Source organism: Paenibacillus sp. FSL K6-2862 (assembly GCF_038005125.1).
GTDB classification, from domain to species: domain Bacteria; phylum Bacillota; class Bacilli; order Paenibacillales; family Paenibacillaceae; genus Paenibacillus; species Paenibacillus illinoisensis_A.
Map to the genome: position 1 here is coordinate 2050996 of NZ_JBBOSN010000001.1, position 15116 is coordinate 2066111.

Consider the following 15116-nt stretch of genomic DNA (forward strand, 5'->3'; position numbering starts at 1 on the left):
AAGCCTGGCCAGACATCAAGACCCTTCCTTCGATAAGACAAGCGGTATCATGATACCGGAAATATACCAACACTCAAGGAGGAATTATGATTATGAAATTAGAAAAATTCGCTCATCCAACTGAAGGGGAAAAAATTCAGATTGATAACGGAACACTGCAAGTGCCTAATAACCCGATCATTCCTTTTATCGAAGGTGACGGTACAGGCCGCGACATCTGGAAAGCTTCCAAGCGTGTATTGGATGCAGCTGTTGAAAAAGCATATGATGGCAGCAAAAAAATTGCATGGTATGAAGTGTTTGCTGGTGAGAAAGCATTCAATACATACGGTGAGTGGTTGCCGAATGATACGCTTGAAGCAATTCGTGAGTATATCGTAGCCATCAAAGGACCTCTGACGACGCCAATCGGTGGCGGAATTCGTTCCCTGAACGTAGCATTGCGTCAAGAGCTTGACCTGTACACTTGCCTGCGTCCTGTGCGTTATTTCGACGGAGTGCCTTCCCCGGTTAAACGTCCTGAACTGGTAGACATGGTCATTTTCCGTGAGAATACAGAAGATATCTACGCTGGTATCGAGTATGCTGAAGGTTCCGATGAAGTGAAAAAAATGATTCAGTTCCTGCAACAGGAAATGGGCGTTAACAAAATCCGTTTCCCTGAAACTTCGGGTATCGGTATCAAGCCAGTATCTTCCGAAGGTTCCAAACGTCTGGTACGTGCAGCAGTTCAATACGCCATCGATCACAACCGTAAGAGCGTGACATTGGTACACAAAGGCAACATCATGAAATTTACTGAAGGTGCCTTCAAAAACTGGGGTTATGAAGTCGCTGAGGAAGAGTTCGGCGATAAAGTGTTCACTTGGGCACAATACGACATCATCAAAGAAAAAGAAGGTACGGATGCAGCGAATGCAGCTCAAAAAGCAGCTGAAGATGCAGGTAAAATCATCGTTAAAGATGCGATTGCCGACATTGCTCTGCAACAAGTATTGACTCGTCCAGGCGAATTCGATGTTATTGCTACATTGAACCTGAACGGTGACTACCTGTCCGACGCACTTGCTGCACAAGTTGGTGGTATCGGTATCGCTCCTGGAGCGAACATCAACTATGTAACAGGCCATGCGATCTTCGAAGCTACTCACGGTACTGCACCTAAATATGCGGACAAAGACGTCGTGAACCCTGGTTCCGTTATCTTGTCTGGCGTTATGTTGCTTGAGCACCTGGGATGGCAAGAAGCAGCAAACCTGATCTACAAAGGTATGGAAACTTCCATCAACAACAAAACCGTAACGTATGACTTCGCACGTTTGATGGATGGTGCTACTGAAGTTAAATGCTCTGAATTCGCTGATCAAATCATTAAAAACCTGTAAGGGGAGTTGAGAGGCATGACTATTCAGCGCAAAAAAATCACAGTAGTCGGTGCCGGATTTACCGGAGCAACAACCGCTCTAATGCTTGCCCAAAAGGAGCTTGGAGATGTTGTGCTGGTTGATATTCCTCAATTGGAAAACCCGACTAAAGGTAAAGCACTCGATATGCTGGAGGCGAGCCCTGTTCAAGGCTTTGACAGCAATATCGTCGGAACTTCAAACTACGAAGATGCGGCTGGTTCAGACATTGTGATTATCACTGCAGGCATTGCCCGCAAGCCGGGAATGAGCCGGGATGATCTGGTCAATACCAACGCTGGAATCGTGAAGTCCGTGTGTGAAAACGTGAAAAAATATTGCCCTGATTCCATCGTCATTATTCTGAGTAACCCGGTAGATGCGATGACGTATGCTGCATATAAAACACTAGGATTTCCTAAAAACCGAGTTATCGGCCAATCCGGTGTCCTGGATACAGCGCGTTATTGCACATTCATTGCGCAGGAGCTAAATGTATCCGTTGAGGATGTTCGTGGTTTCGTTCTTGGTGGCCACGGAGACGACATGGTACCACTTGTTCGTTATTCAAGTGTTGGTGGTATTCCAATCGATACATTGATTCCGGCAGATCGCATTGAATCCATCGTACAACGCACACGTGTTGGCGGCGGCGAAATTGTCAATCTGCTGGGTAACGGAAGTGCCTATTATGCCCCAGCAGCTTCACTGGTTCAGATGACCGAAGCCATTTTGAAGGACAAAAAACGGATCATCCCAGTGATTGCTTACTTGGAAGGCGAGTATGGTTATAACGACTTGTTCCTCGGTGTGCCAACCATTCTGGGTGGTAATGGGATTGAGAAAGTATTTGAACTCGAGCTCACACCTGAAGAAAAGGCGGGGCTGGACAAATCTGCGGATTCTGTTCGAAACGTCATTTCAGTCGTGACCATATAAGTTTGAAAACTTCTTGAACATAAAAAGTGAGAAAACCTCCGGAAATCCGGAGGTTTTCTTTTCTTTGGATAAGTTCCCCAGTATAATGGGATGTGATGTATAGCACACTGAAAATGTTGAGGAGGATGGAAATTTTGACAATGATTATGTATTTGCTCCATATCGTCGGAGCGCTATCCATGGGGTTCTATCTGATCTTGCCGTTCGTGGTTGGTAAGATCCGCACACTGAATGCTGCGGCACAGGAAGGGGCATTTACATCGGTTCGTTCCTTGAACCGCATCGCCCAGTATGGGTTGGTTATCCAGCTTCTCACAGGGGGATACCTGATGACGAAGGGTGAGTATTCCCACCTGTGGATGGGTGTCGTTGTTGTTTTATTGCTTGCCATTGCTGCCATTGGCGGTATTATGGGTAAACCGCTGCGTCTCGCCGCAGAAGGTGTGAAAAGCAACCGTGATGTGAGCCCGGAACAGGGCAAGATTCGTACGTTCAGTACAATACTGGCTGTCCTCTTGCTCATTATGGTTTATCTTATGGTTGATCGCACGATCATCTAACTAGTTATCTGCAAGACTATTGCTCGATACAGCCTGTTAACCAAAATCTAAAACGCTTGCATAAAATGCGGGTAGACAAGCCTTGCAGGGTAATCATGTTAGTATCAAAAATAGACAACCCATGGGGCTGTCTATTTTTATTTGTTTAACATATTGGACTAGGCAAGGCTGACTGTATGAGTAAATACAGCGTTGCGCCCATTTCGTTTGGACTCGTATAATGCGCTATCGGCATCCCGAAGCAAGGATTCCAGTGAATCCGTTTCACGGCTATACTGGGCCACCCCAAAGCTTGAAGTAATAGGCACAAGACTTCCCTCCACATGAAGAGGGTCATTCAACAAAGCCACACGTAACTGCTCGGCTAGCTGCTTTCCATCCTGAAGAGCTGCATTCGGCAGGGCAATGACAAATTCCTCTCCGCCATACCGGGCGAACACCATTTCAGGTTTCAAATAACGATTACATACTGAGACGACATGAATAAGGGCCTGATCCCCAACTTCGTGTCCATAAGTGTCATTGATCCGTTTGAAATGATCGATATCAAATAGAATAAAAGATGCAGGCTGATGGCTAAGCTGTGCCTCGTTCAGTATTTCACGGCCTTTATGCAGAAACTGCGTTCGATTGTATATTTTGGTCAAACCGTCGAAATATGCGAGCTGCTTCAATTGTTCTTGTAGAAACCGCTGCTCCGTAATATCGATCAGCATGATCAGACTTCCAACGGGCTCTCCGTTTTTGTTATACACATAAGATGTTCTGACCTGATAACAAACCGTCTGCCCATGCAACTGCCAATAGAGATCCGTCTGCAGGCCTTCTCTTCCGTATTCCACGGGAAAAGTCTCGCCGGCCAGTAAAAGCCAAATATCATTCAGCGGCTGTCCAACCATGCTTGTCTCCAGTTCAGGCAGCATATCGCGCAGCGCTTTGTTGTAATCGACCAGACGATTCGAACCATCCAGAACAATAACGCCCTCGCGCATGCTCTCAAAGATACTGTCTTTGGCTATAGGAACGATGGTCAACAGACGAGAAGACAGGATTGCCCAGATGTACATGGATGAAGTGACACACATGAGTAACGGCACAGGATCCATTCCTCCTGGCGTCAGTCCCATTAAGTAAAGAAAGGCACCCGTCATCGGTATCAGTTGGGATGTAATCAATGTAAGCAGCTGACGGCGATACATTTTCTTGGTGTGTTTCCATTGCGCAATAAGGATCAGACACGCACATAACAGACATGAAAACGTAAATGCTCCATGAACAACATACCATTGGCCAGCGGCAATATCCATCAAAGGAACAGAACTATCTGTTCGAAGCCATACTTTTTTGTAGAATAAATGGTGGTAGTCATTGGTTGCAACCATGAAGAGCGTAATCGTCGGAATGACGAACAGCGCTGCTGTTGCCTTTTTCGATAGTGACTTGCCCGTATACTGGATCATCAGGATCAAGCCGAGGGAGGCGGAGAAAGGCATGCCCGTGTACTCCACTACCGTCCAGAATTTCATTTGTTCCAGTGTATTGCTGGCGAGCTCAATGGCATAACCAAAGGTATAAACGGATAAGGCAGCCGTATAGAGCATAAATACGTTGGCTCTTGAAATTTCTGCTCTTCTAAAATAGGTGTATACACACAAAAAAACATTCAGGACGGCTGAAGTGGTTACAAGGGATATATAAGCGTTAATGTGCGATTCCATTGTTTGGCTCCATGTCAGATTGAGAATCTGTTATTTGAGGTGCTTGATCGAACGCAGAATATATACCGGGTATAAGGTACTAAAATCACAATTGTATACTGTACATTGTACCTCAGCCCAAGCGGCATAGGAATACAATTTGTGTCATGAAACAGGTCATTTTCGAAAAATAATCGAAATTTGGTGCAATCTATAATTCATCCTATTTTCTGTTTGACCTCCAAAAGAGAGTGGTAAGTAAGTATCGAGACAGCAGAAGTGAGTTTTGGATGATGTCAGCTGCAGCAGGAATAATCTGCACTGTTCATGCCATCCTACAGAATGAGAAGTTTACAGCCATTCATTTTGAGAGGAGTATGTGAAATGTCAACCAATACACAAACGCAAAAAACGATGCCAGCACAACATCAGGACCAGCGTCCCGGAATTGAATCGGTGATGCACCCTAAGCCGGAGTTTGAAAAACCGCAGTATAAGGCGGCTGACAAATTATTGGACAAAGTTGCCCTTATTACCGGAGGTGACAGTGGAATCGGACGTGCCGTTGCCGTTACGTATGCCAAAGAGGGCGCGGATGTAGCCATTGTATACCTCAGCGAGCACCAGGATGCAGAAGAAACCAAACGTCAAGTGGAGCAGGAAGGACGCAAGTGTATCCTGATTGCCGGAGATATTGGTGATGATTCATTTGCCAAGCAAGCTGTTCAACAGACGGTGGAGCAGCTGGGCAAGCTGGATATTGTGGTTAACAATGCGGCCGAGCAGCACCCACAGCAGCAGCTCGAGGATATTACGCCTGAACAGCTGGAGCGGACGTTCCGCACCAACATCTTCGGGATGTTTTATATCACGCAGGCCGCCCTGCCACATCTGAAGCAAGGCAGCACAATTATCAACACGACGTCCATCACAGCCTATCGAGGTAGTCCGACTCTGCTCGACTATTCGTCCACCAAAGGAGCGATTACATCGTTCACGCGTTCCCTGTCCATGAATGTTATTGAGAAAGGCATTCGTGTAAATGCGGTAGCTCCAGGCCCAATCTGGACACCACTGATTCCATCGACATTTGATGAGAAAAAGGTGAGCGAGTTCGGCGCTACGCAGCCGATGAAACGTCCTGGTCAACCGGATGAGCTGGCTCCTGCATATGTATATCTCGCTTCGGATGATTCCTCCTATGTGAGTGGACAAGTCATTCACATCAACGGTGGCGAAGTCGTTAATGGATAATCTAAAGCTCCGTTCGAGTTAGTATTTTCAATCACATATCTAAGACGTATCGTTCAGCTGCTGCTGGCGGTACGTCTTTTTAGTTTTGACAATGATCCCAAATTTCTGTGCTATGTTTACAAAAGTCAGGATCAGAGATGATAGTTACATGATATTCTTGATACATGTTCTCTTGAACCTCGTACCGTAAAAAGTACTTCATGTCGTAATCTGGTTTCAATTAGAAACGAATCTGTCCCAAAGGCAACTGTGATATGATAGACGGAACATACCTATCGGGAGGATACAACATGAAGATTAGCAAACAAAACGCAGCACATTACATATGGGGTGCACAATGTGATGGATGGCATCTCGTGCAGAACGAGGGTTTAAGCATTATTCATGAGCGCATGCCTGCAGGAACAGCTGAAGTACGTCATTACCATAACGTAAGCCGCCAATTCTTTTTTATCCTGAGCGGAGTGGGGTGTATGGAGCTTGATGGCGTGGAGTACACACTTGAGCCACATGAAGGACTGGAGATTCCACCGGGAGTCCCTCATCAGATGCAAAATACAAGTGCAAATGAAGTAGAGTTTCTGGTTGTTTCACTGCCAGGTACACGTGGCGATCGGATAGAGTGAACTGACCTATAATTGAGATTAACTAAAAAGGAAGAGATTAATGAGACCGTTTCGAGTTCGCCTTTCCATCATCATGATGATATTGATTGGTGTATCCGTCATTGTGGCTGGATATACGATGGGCAGAGTATTTAAAACAACACACACCACGGCACTGGAGCAAACGATGGTGCGTGAAATCAATTTGCTTAAGGCAACGTTTCCTTTCCACGATGCGACCGATCCAACCTCGGCAGAAACAAGAAAGTACTATTCGGATCGGGCAGGCGAGCTGGAGAAGCTCACCGATTCCAGGGTAACGTTTATTAATCGGGATGGAACGGTCATTGGTGATTCAGAGAGTGATCCTGCTACAATGGATAATCACTTAGACCGGGAAGAGATCAAGGGTGCAGTTGGTGATGGTTATGGCCAGTCGATCCGTTTCAGTGAGACGCTGGGAGAAGATATGTTATATGTCGCTCTGCCCGTGAACTCGGATCAAAGTGACATGGTAGAAGTGCCCGGAGGAGAATTCGATGGTTACATCCGATTATCCATGAGTTTGGCTGCTGTTGATCAGGGGTTACAACGTGGCTGGTTAATCATGTTTGTAGCCTTGGGGCTGTTGTTCCTGATTGTAGCTCTGGTCAGTTACAGGGTTGCTCGGGGATTAACCTCACCAATCGAACACATAACGAAGGTAGCTCATCGGATTACCAAACTGGAATATGATGCCAGGGTAAAGGTAACACGCAGAGACGAAATTGGACAGCTTGGACTGGCGATTAACGGAATGGCTGACAGTCTACAGACACAGCTTAAAACAATTCGTGATAATGAGGCATTACTGCAGAGTGTCCTGGCCAACATGGCAGGCGGCATTGTCATGATTGATGCGTCCCAATCCATTGCACTGGTAAACCGGGAAGCAGAGCGTATGCTGGGTATTCAATCCGAACGCGTGACAGGTAAACCCTATATTGAATTGAAGAAACATTATGAATTGACGCGGACGATTGAAGAAAGTGTAGCTGTTCAGGAACGGATGCATGAGGAGGTAAGTATCTTTAACCCGGAGGAACGTCTGATTCGTATTGATGGTGTTCCGATGACTGAAGATAATGGCGGATACCGCGGAATGCTTTTCCTTTTGCAGGATGTTACGGCGATACGCAGACTGGAGTCAATGCGCAGTGAGTTCGTTGCGAATGTTTCCCATGAATTGAAGACTCCTGTGGCCGCGGTCAAAGGGTTTGCTGAGACGCTGCTCAGCGGGGGAGTGCAGGACAAAGAGACGGAACGGTCATTCTTGCAGATCATCTATGACGAAGGCGATCGATTAAACCGGTTAATCGGGGATATTCTGGAGTTATCCAAGATCGAATCCAAGCGGGCACCGCTGCAATGTTCTCCCGTACATGTGCATTCGTTCTTCGAGATGGTTCTGGGTACACTATCCAAAGTGGCAGAGAAGAAGCAGATTCGACTGCAGATGTTTGTGCCAGAGGAGCTGTATATCGAGGCTGATGAGGATAAAATGAAACAAATTTTCATTAATCTGCTCTCGAACGGGATTAACTACACTCCTGAAGGGGGACGTGTCAAATTACAGGTGACGGTCGAACGTGGTGAAGCCGAGGAACAGGTGGTATTTGCAGTATCTGATACCGGAATTGGTATTCCGAAGAAGGACCTGCCGAGAATCTTTGAACGTTTCTACCGGGTAGACAAAGGAAGATCACGCAACTCTGGTGGTACGGGGCTTGGGTTATCCATTGTGAAACATCTGGTTGAGCTTCATCATGGCAAGTTATCGGTTGAGAGTGAACTTGGCATGGGTACAACGTTCAAGGTAATCCTTCCCCTAATACAGGATGAAGAAATCTAGGCCTGAAGAAGTGAATTGTAAAATCGAATAAATTGCTTTACACAGCGTTAACAAATAAGTGCTATGATATAAAAAGTGTTGTGGCAACAGACAACCTATAAGGAGAGAAGGGGTATCATGGCACAGCGTTTGCTAGTTATTGAAGATGAACCTACATTATCGAGATTACTTACGTACAACCTGACACAGGAAGGCTATGACGTTACCGCTGAGGATCATGGATCTTCAGGATATGACCGTGCAGTTTCTCAGGACTTTGATTTGATCCTGCTGGATCTGATGCTGCCCGGAATGAACGGTCTGGATATTCTGAACAAATTAAGAGTTCAGGGTGTAACTACACCCGTCATCATCCTTACGGCGAAGAACGGTGAAGCCGAGGTGGTACAGGGTCTGAAATCTGGAGCTGACGACTATATTACAAAGCCCTTTGGCGTTTCGGAACTGCTTGCCAGAGTGGACGCAGTATTAAGAAGATATTCCAATGGTGATGACCTGCCTCAGCCAGAGGACAAGGATGGTTCACGAATTGTACTTGGCGAACTTGAGATCTATCCACTGAAGTATGAAGTGACGCTGGGTGGACAATCCATAAGTCTGCGTCCTAAAGAATTCGAAGTTCTGCTCTATTTGGCCAAGAAGCCAGGCGTTGTACTTACACGTGATGACCTGATGAATGCGGTCTGGGGCTTCGATTATATCGGAGGCCAGCGCACCGTTGACGTCCATGTAAGTTCATTACGTAAAAAGCTGGAGCTGGACCCGGAATCCGTACACATTGATTCCATTCGAGGTGTAGGTTATAAACTGGTTGTAAAAAGAAAAACTCCCCATCATTCAAGTTCGTAATGATCGGGGAGTTTTATTTTACGTCTGATTTACATAAACCTTTATTTTCCTTTACATAGAGGGAGTAGCATGAACTTGTCCGAGTGATTCTTAGGACCTACATAACCCATCTCAGGACGGAGCTCATACGTAAAGGAGATTGCGCATTTATGCCCACGTTGCTCGAAGAGAAGCCTGATCTATCCGTAGAAGATACATATAAGCATGAGGATGACTCGATTCGTTTAACTCAGGATGATCTTACAGAATTAACCCTTAACAACCAGGTGTCCATCCGAGAATACTGCCGTCAGGTTCCCATGGTGGGGGTGAAAACCACCTGTGGAGAGGCTGCCAGCATACTGAGTCAGGAACAGAAATATCCATGTGTAGTATTGGGTGATGATCAGAATCGCCCACTGGGGTTATTGATGCGGGAAACCTTGTATCGAATACTGAATGGACGTTTCGCCGCGGATTTGTTTTATCGCAAGTCCATATCACATGTTGCTGATTCATCTCCGGTAGTCGTGGATGTACTGGCTGCTGCGCCAGAAGTGATTGATGTAGCTTTGTCACGAAGTGAGGAGCATTTCTATGATTGCATCATTGTAACGGAGGAGAACAGGCTGCTTGGCGTATTAACCATGCGGGATCTCATGTCCCTTTCCAGAAGGATGCAGCACGAGGCTGGAAAAGAGCGCATTCACACCATTACCGAGAGCCAGAAAGAAATATCCCGGATCCATGAGTCGATTACGAAACTGGTTCAATCCGCTGGAAAGACAGGAGAAGATGCGAAACAAATTATTCAATTGTCTGAACAGGGTGCAAGCAGTCTTATGCAGGTTGAGGCTTCGTATAACCGCGTACATCAGCACATGGGAGGACAACGCCAGCACGCTAATGATATGCTGACCTCAATAGAAACCGGAGCGGGCATGGCACATTCCATTCGTTCTCTGGCCGATCAGAGTGCGTTGCTTGCCATGAATGCTTCCATTGAGGCAGCTCATGCTGGCGAGTATGGGCGAGGCTTCCAAGTGGTTGCTAGTGAGATTCGGGCCTTAGCCAAGCAAACCCGCGAGGTTGCTGGAGATATGTCCTCCTTGCTCGAAGGGATCGGTGAACTAACCAGACAAACCGTTGAACTGGTTCGCGCCAGTGCTGCTGAAATTGACGATAGCTCCGTACATGTTACCGAAGGAAGTGCAGCTTTCAATCGTTTAAACTCTGCCGTGGAAGGTATGCTGCATATTGCTGCCAACATCGCAGAGGAAGGCAAGCAGACTGGAGAAGTGGCGGATTATATCCGAAAAAAACTGGATTCTATGATTTCTGGAGGAGAATTGTAAACAAGATAGACATCATTTACCATCTATGATCGTAACGGGAAGGTCATGGCTTGTGAACGATGTCTTTTTTACATTCCGTTAACATGAAAGTGATACTCTTTTTACAATAAGAAGGTAGGATATTAAGGATGACCGAGATGCTGAAGATTATTGATCTGGACTCGGCCTCAACGTAAAGGGAGCTTGGTTTGTCCCTCCAGCGAAGGAGAAGTGAACATCCATGAAGGAACTCATTCACATTGAAGGACTTAATCTGTACTATGATACGCATCATGCGCTTAAAAATATATCAATGGACCTGCCGGAACGAACTGTAACTGCATTCATCGGACCGTCAGGTTGTGGTAAATCCACGTTGCTCCGTACATTAAACCGGATGAATGACATGATTCCGGGAGTACGTGTCGAGGGACAAGTTCTGCTCGATGGATCGGATATCTACAGTAATGAAATCGAAGTTGAAACGCTGCGCAAACGAGTAGGCATGGTGTTTCAGCAGCCCAATCCTTTTCCAAAATCAATCTATGATAATGTCGCATACGGCCCACGTTTGCACGGTGTTACCCAGAAGGCGGAGCTGGATCAGTTGGTTGAGCAAAGTCTTGTACACGCTGCATTGTGGGATGAAGTCAAGGATGTACTTAAAAAATCAGCACTTAGTCTGTCCGGCGGTCAGCAGCAGCGTCTCTGTATTGCACGAGCCCTCGCGGTACAACCTGATGTATTGCTGATGGATGAAGCCACCTCGGCCCTGGACCCCATCTCGACATTAAAGATCGAGGAACTGGTCAAGGAACTGCACAACAAGTACACCATCGTCATGGTAACCCATAACATGCATCAGGCTGCCCGCGTATCGGGTAAGACGGTGTTTTTCCTGAATGGTGAGGTTGTGGAGGCCGCTGATACAGAAACGCTGTTCTCCACGCCCCAGGATTCCCGGACCGAGGATTATATATCCGGACGGTTCGGTTAAGCAAGCTGAATTCGAACGAACCCGGCGTATCCGGAGATGATGGACAAGGGGGACATGGAAACCTATGATTCGCAGAAAAGAATTTGATCAGGAGCTTGAAGAGCTTCGCATTTTGCTTCGGCAAATGGGTGAGCATGTAGGAACGGCATTGGATGGTGCTATTGAGAGTTTACGGACATTGGATGCTGAGAAAGCTCAGGTCATCATCAAGAATGATGCGAATCTGAATGCGCTGGAAGACAAAATCATGGAACTGGGCTCCAAGCTGATTATTACCCAGCAGCCAGTCGCGAAGGATTTGCGCCGTATTATTGTGGCGTTCAAAATCTCAAGTGATCTCGAGCGTATGGGAGATCTCGCCTTGGACGTTGCCAAAGTTACGCTTCGTATGGAAGGCCAGGAGCTGATTAAACCACTTGTGGATATCCCGCGTATGGCGGAAATCGTCAAAGAGATGATTGATGAATCCATCGAGTCATTCCTGAAGGAAAATACGGATCTGGCTTACAAAATGGCACAAACGGATGACCAGGTTGACCAGCTGTACAGTCATATGATTGGCGATCTATACAGTTTCATGACCTCTCATCCAACTCAGGCCTCTCAGGCCATGCTGCTCATGTTGGTAGGACGGTATATTGAACGCATAGGTGATCATGCAACCAACATTGGGGAGAGCACGGTTTATCTGGTAACAGGTAAGCGTCCGGATTTGAACCAATAATCATTAACGGCAAATCATTGGAATTGGGGACGATTTGCTGCAAAAACAAGGGACTTTCTCCCGGCGGCCTGCGAGCGACAGGCTGTCTGTGGAGAGAGTTCTTTTTTTGCTGGATAGAATGTGTAAAAAGATGATCAATCTTTTTTGTAGTAACAGGTGTGTATGTTATCATGAGAGTAGATGTACTTGAGGGTTTGACCATACGATACGTGAGGTGCTGGAATGGAAAAGTTTATTCTCATAGATGGAAATAGCATTATTTACCGGGCATTTTTTGCAATGCCTCCTCTGACGAATTCAAAAGGATTGCATACCAATGCGGTGTATGGCTTCACCACCATGCTGCTCCGATTGCTGGAAGAGCATAAGCCGACTCATGTTATGGTGGCATTTGATGCTGGCAAAGTCACTTTCCGTCACGAAGGTTATCAGGAGTATAAAGGTGGCCGGGAAAAAACACCACCCGAGCTGTCGGAACAGTTTCCATTACTCAAAGAATTGCTGCAAGGATTGGGTATTGCCCAGTTTGAGCTGGCCGGGTTTGAAGCGGACGATATCATCGGAACGTTAACCAAACGCGCAGACGAGGCTGGAAGACAGGTATTGGTTGTATCGGGTGACAAGGATATGCTGCAGCTTGCCTCCGAACATGTACATATCGGTCTCACGCGCAAAGGGGTAACGGATATCGAACTGTATGACCCTGCTCAAATTAAGGAACGGTATGGTCTGACGCCACTCCAAATTATCGATCTCAAAGGCCTGATGGGCGATGCGTCGGATAATATTCCGGGTATTCCGGGAGTTGGAGAGAAAACAGCGTTGAAGCTGCTGCATCAGTTCGGATCGGTAGAAGATGTGTTGAACGGGACAAGTGAACTGAAAGGCAAGATGAAAGAAAAGATTGAGGCCCACGCCGAAGATGCTCGGATGAGCAAACAACTGGCGACCATTCACCGCGAAGTGCCACTGGAGCAAACCTGGGATGACATGCAGTTCGCTGGATTAAAAGAAGAACAGGCTGGTCCTGCACTGGCCAAGCTGGAATTCAAATCCTTGCTCGAACGCCTGTCGTTTAGTGGCAGCATTGCTTCTGAACAGGAAGCGGTCCCTGCTGCCGAGGTAGAGTCCTCTATTGCAACAGAGGAGAACATAAGTGAGCTGTTCAGTTCCCTGGATTCCATTGATGTACTGCACGTGGAGACACATGGGGATAACCCGCACCAAGCAAAATTGATTGGACTTGCTGTAGGTTCCGCTGGAACCTATACGTTCATATCTCCCGAAGTGCTTCATTCCGAGGCAGCGGCTCCAGTGCGGGAATGGCTCGGTAATTCAGAACAACCGAAACGCGGGTATGATCTTCATCGTGTAGACCTGGCCCTTCATGCACATGGTATTGAATTCGCTGGCGCATCTTTCGATGTACAGCTGGCAGCGTATTTGCTTGATCCAACGGAATCCAACCAGACAATTAGTGGACTCACAACCAAGTATGGTCTGCCATCACTCGTGGAGGATGACACGGTTATGGGCAAAGGGGCCAAGTACAAGGTGCCGGAAGCAGAGATACTGGGCGATTTCCTGTGCCGCAAAGCTGCTGCAGTCGCAGCCATTATTCCACTTCAGGAGCAGGCACTGGCGGGCGATGAGATGAACTCGCTTTTCCACGAGCTTGAGATGCCATTGTCACGTATATTGGCGGACATGGAGAAGCAGGGCATCAAGGCCAATACAGCCGATCTGCAAGCACTGGGCAGTGAGTTTGAAGAACAGATCAGCAGATTGATGGCTGAGATCTACAAGTTGTCAGGAACGGAATTTAATCTGAATTCACCGAAGCAGCTGGGTGAGATTTTGTTTGATAGACTGGGTTTGCCAGTGGTGAAAAAAACAAAAACAGGCTATTCCACAGATGCGGAAGTCTTGGAGAAATTGGCTCCTTATAATGATGTGGTCAAGCATATTCTGCAATATCGTCAGCTTGCCAAACTGCAATCCACTTATGTGGAGGGCTTGCTTAAAGAGATTTCTGATCGGGATGGCAAGGTGCATACGTATTATCGTCAGACCATTGCTGCAACGGGACGACTTAGCAGTCAATTCCCGAACTTGCAGAACATTCCGATTCGGATGGAAGAAGGTCGCAAAATCCGGAAGGTATTTGTTCCTTCCGAGCCAGGATGGTCCATTCTGGCAGCAGACTATTCCCAGATTGAACTGCGTGTACTGGCCCATATTTCGGACGATGAGCGCTTGAAGGAAGCGTTTGTCAATGATATGGATATTCATACCAAGACCGCTTCGGATGTATTTGGTGTGAATCCAGAAGATGTGGATGGGGATATGCGTCGTTCCGCCAAGGCAGTTAACTTTGGTATCGTCTATGGAATAAGTGATTATGGATTGTCTCAGAATCTGCATATTACGCGTAAAGAGGCTGCACAGTTTATCGATCAGTATTTTGAAGTCTTCCAGGGTGTGCGGCGATATATGGATGACATTGTGAAGGAAGCTCGCCAGGATGGATACGTTAAAACGTTGTTGGAACGACGTCGCTACCTGCCAGAGATTAATGCCAGCAACTTCAATCTGCGTTCCTTCGCAGAACGTACGGCGATGAATACACCTATTCAGGGAACAGCGGCTGATATCATCAAGCTGGCCATGGTGCAGATGGATGAAGCGCTGCGTGAACGCCAATTGAAGAGCCGCATGCTGCTTCAGGTACATGACGAACTTGTATTTGAAGTACCTGCGGATGAGCTGGAGCTGATGAAGGAGCTGGTGCCATCCGTTATGGAAAAAGCATTGGAGCTCTCGGTACCACTCAAGGCAGAAGTCAGTTTCGGGGAAAATTGGTACGAAGCCAAATAACCAACGG

Annotated in this window: 12 protein-coding genes; 11 read left to right on the forward strand and 1 reads right to left on the reverse strand. The window is 46.8% G+C overall.

Going from position 1 to position 15116, the window contains the following annotated elements:
- Positions 1 to 92: 92 nt before the first annotated feature.
- The 3 genes from icd to MHB82_RS09610 all read left to right on the forward strand — a co-directional run bounded on the left by icd (position 93) and on the right by MHB82_RS09610 (position 2902).
- Positions 93 to 1385, forward strand: coding sequence for an NADP-dependent isocitrate dehydrogenase (icd, locus tag MHB82_RS09600; RefSeq protein ID WP_095359006.1), 1293 nt, complete (start codon positions 93 to 95; stop codon positions 1383 to 1385).
- 15 nt (positions 1386 to 1400) lie between these two features.
- Complete coding sequence (gene mdh, locus MHB82_RS09605; RefSeq protein ID WP_095288122.1) at positions 1401 to 2342, forward strand: malate dehydrogenase; 942 nt, start codon at positions 1401 to 1403, stop codon at positions 2340 to 2342.
- A gap of 134 nt (positions 2343 to 2476) precedes the next feature.
- Entirely contained in the window at positions 2477 to 2902 is a 426-nt protein-coding gene (locus tag MHB82_RS09610; RefSeq protein ID WP_095359005.1) for a hypothetical protein, read from the forward strand.
- Positions 2903 to 3060: 158 nt separating this feature from the next.
- On the opposite strand, the gene MHB82_RS09615 is transcribed toward MHB82_RS09610, so the two are convergent.
- Positions 3061 to 4620, reverse strand: coding sequence for a histidine kinase N-terminal 7TM domain-containing diguanylate cyclase (locus tag MHB82_RS09615; RefSeq protein ID WP_341174531.1), 1560 nt, complete (start codon positions 4618 to 4620; stop codon positions 3061 to 3063).
- A 363-nt stretch (positions 4621 to 4983) separates the two neighbouring features.
- Here MHB82_RS09615 and MHB82_RS09620 point away from each other — a divergent pair, with 363 nt between their 5' ends.
- From MHB82_RS09620 to polA, 8 genes are all read left to right on the forward strand, one after another.
- Positions 4984 to 5853, forward strand: a complete 870-nt coding sequence (locus tag MHB82_RS09620) for an SDR family oxidoreductase (RefSeq protein ID WP_341174532.1) — start codon at positions 4984 to 4986, stop codon at positions 5851 to 5853.
- A gap of 290 nt (positions 5854 to 6143) precedes the next feature.
- Positions 6144 to 6479: a cupin domain-containing protein gene (locus MHB82_RS09625; protein ID WP_095359002.1), complete on the forward strand. Its 336-nt coding sequence runs from the start codon at positions 6144 to 6146 to the stop codon at positions 6477 to 6479.
- A gap of 40 nt (positions 6480 to 6519) precedes the next feature.
- On the forward strand, positions 6520 to 8349 hold the full coding sequence (pnpS, locus tag MHB82_RS09630) for a two-component system histidine kinase PnpS (RefSeq protein WP_095359001.1): 1830 nt from the start codon (positions 6520 to 6522) through the stop codon (positions 8347 to 8349).
- Positions 8350 to 8466: 117 nt separating this feature from the next.
- Positions 8467 to 9198, forward strand: a complete 732-nt coding sequence (locus tag MHB82_RS09635; protein ID WP_095288117.1) for a response regulator transcription factor — start codon at positions 8467 to 8469, stop codon at positions 9196 to 9198.
- A gap of 149 nt (positions 9199 to 9347) precedes the next feature.
- Positions 9348 to 10532, forward strand: coding sequence for a methyl-accepting chemotaxis protein (locus MHB82_RS09640; RefSeq protein ID WP_341174533.1), 1185 nt, complete (start codon positions 9348 to 9350; stop codon positions 10530 to 10532).
- A 220-nt stretch (positions 10533 to 10752) separates the two neighbouring features.
- The gene (gene pstB, locus MHB82_RS09645; RefSeq protein ID WP_095288115.1) at positions 10753 to 11508 is read left to right on the forward strand and encodes a phosphate ABC transporter ATP-binding protein PstB; all 756 of its coding nucleotides are present in this window, start codon (positions 10753 to 10755) and stop codon (positions 11506 to 11508) included.
- 64 nt (positions 11509 to 11572) lie between these two features.
- Positions 11573 to 12232 carry a phosphate signaling complex protein PhoU gene (phoU, locus tag MHB82_RS09650; RefSeq protein ID WP_095288114.1) on the forward strand — a complete coding sequence of 220 codons (660 nt, stop codon included), beginning with the start codon at positions 11573 to 11575 and terminating at the stop codon, positions 12230 to 12232.
- Between the two features lie 222 nt (positions 12233 to 12454).
- Positions 12455 to 15109 (forward strand): DNA polymerase I, encoded by a 2655-nt coding sequence (gene polA, locus MHB82_RS09655; protein ID WP_341174534.1) that lies wholly within the window; start codon positions 12455 to 12457, stop codon positions 15107 to 15109.
- The last annotated feature ends 7 nt before the right edge of the window (positions 15110 to 15116 follow it).